General features: G+C 72.6%; 2 protein-coding genes. One reads left to right on the plus strand and one right to left on the minus strand.

What is annotated here, in order from left to right; all coding sequences use genetic code 11:
- Positions 1-1,951: NHL repeat-containing protein (locus tag E1286_RS47040; protein WP_246075785.1), on the minus strand; the 1,951-nt coding region annotated here is incomplete at its 3' end.
- Between the two features lie 119 nt (positions 1,952-2,070).
- Between E1286_RS47040 and E1286_RS52315 the strand changes: the two genes are divergently transcribed.
- On the plus strand, positions 2,071-2,146 hold a 76-nt coding region (locus tag E1286_RS52315; RefSeq protein WP_425464804.1), incomplete at its 3' end, for a twin-arginine translocation signal domain-containing protein.

A 2,146-nucleotide genomic window follows, 5' to 3' on the forward strand; every position in this document is an offset into this window, starting at 1 on the left:
TGGCGGGGCAGCGGGGGTCGAGGGTGAGGCGCGCGAGGTCGCGGCCGGCGAGGGCCCAGGCCTTCCAGGAGCCGGGTTCGAAGTGGAGTTGCGGGTTGGTGTACCACTCGTCGCCGAGACCGGTGGCCAGGAGTTTCGCCTCGGCCCCCAGCTCGTACGCGTTGCCGCCGCCGAAGAAGACGGACGTGAAGACCCTGCCCCGGTGGGCGGTCAGCTCGCCGTAGCCGGAGAGCTTGCCCCGCCGCACCACCTCCCGGGTGGCGAGGTCCATCGCGATCCAGGTGCCCGAGTCGCGCTTGTAGACGCCGTACAGCAGCCCGTCGTGCGCCTTGACGTCCTGGAAGGTGCGGTGGCCGGGGATCGGGTCCACCTGCCAGAGCACCTCCCGCCTGGTGAGGTCGAAGGCCGCGACGGACGCGGACGTCGCGACGGGCGGGGTGCCGCCGCCGCCGAGCACGTCGCCGCCGAGGTAGACGACGCCGCCCTCCGGGTCGACCGAGAGGCTCATGAGGCTCTGGTTCGGGATGACGCCCTTGTAGACGTCGATCGCGCCGGTGTCGGGGTCGACCACGGACAGGGCGCCCTCCAGGTTCGCCCCGAGCGGGGCGCTGGCCACCACGAGCTTGTCGGTGACGGCGTCGTACTCGATGTCCCACGGACGCTGCTGGCCGTGGCCGAGGTAGCCGACGCCGCGCACCTCGTCGGTGCGCAGGTCGACGGAGACGATCTGGCCGCTGGGGTAGATGGCGGCGTAGATCTTCTCGCCGCGCCGTACGAGGTCCTTGGGCTCGCCGGGCATCCGGAACCTGCGCTTCTCCCCCGTCCGCAGGTCGCGGACCTCCATGGAGAAGTGGCCGCCGACGTACACGGCCCGGTTGGGCACGAGGAGCATGCTCTGCGGGCGCTCGGCCCCGCTGGGCAGGCCCGCGTCGATCAGGTCGACCAGCTCGGACGTGCCGGTACGCAGGTCGAGCCACCACATGCCGCCGCTGCCGGCGAAGCCGAGCAGGGTGTGCTCGTCGAGGAGCTGCACGCGCCTGGTCTCGTCTCCCTGGGACGGCGGTTCGGCGATCTTCGTGAACGCGGCGTCGCCGGGGCGCAGGCGGTGGACGGCGCCGTCGGGGCGGGAGGTGGCGTAGACGGTGCCGTCGGCGGCGGTCGTCAGCACGTCGAGGGTGCCCTCGGTCAGGGAGACGCGGCGCTCGCCGGTGCCGTCCTTGCCGATGTCGATCAGCGTGTTCCCGGAGGTGGCGAGCACCCGGCCGGCGTGCTCGGCGACGAACCCGAACCCGGTGGGCCCGGTCGCCAATTCCCGCACCGTGCCGTCCGCCCGGCTGATCCGGACGAGCTTGGCCTTGTCGAGCAGGCCCGCGTAGACGAAGTCGGCGTCGGCGGCGACCGCCCGTACGTACCGCTCGCCCGGGGTCAGGACGCCGAAGTCGCGTACGGCGCCGGTGGCGGGCACGTACTCCCAGACGCGCCCGTCGGGGTAGGTGCCGGCGTAGAGGGTGCCGTCGGGGGCGGCGGCGAGGCTCCAGATGTACCCGCCGTTGCGGCCGAACGAGCGCACGTGCTCGACCTGCCCGGTGGCCGGGTCGAAGCTGTAGAGGTCGGGCACGGGGTAGGTGCCGGCGTAGATCTTGCCGCCGGACACGGCCGTGGCCCAGCCACCCTCGGGCTCGCCGGCGGCCGGGCCGTCGGGCAGCGTGACGCTCCTGACGACCTTCCGGGTGGCGAGGTCGATCTCGGCCAGGACGGGCGGCTTGAGTCCGCGGGTGACGACGTACGCGTGCCCGTCGTGCACGGCGGCGCCGACGATGGCGCCGGTGACCGACGCGGGGCCGAACCGCTCCACGGCCGGGGCGTCGCAGGTCGCCGCGGCCTGGGCGACGGGTCCTGCAAAGAGTGCGGGCAAGAGCGCCACCAGAGCGATCATGACGGATCGGATCACGGATCACCTCCATTTTGGCCCCGACCGTAACCTCAGAAAGACGCCCAAGTCAACGACTCTGGACATTACGGACGGGCCCGTTATACCGTGCGGCGAAAACGTCACCAGGGAGCCCGCGCATGATCCCCCGCCGTCGTTTCCTCCAGGCCGCCGCCGTCACCACGGCGGCCGCGACCCTCACCGCCCAGCCCGCCC

Origin of the sequence: Nonomuraea terrae (assembly GCF_004348995.1) — a bacterium.
Classification (GTDB): domain Bacteria; phylum Actinomycetota; class Actinomycetes; order Streptosporangiales; family Streptosporangiaceae; genus Nonomuraea; species Nonomuraea terrae.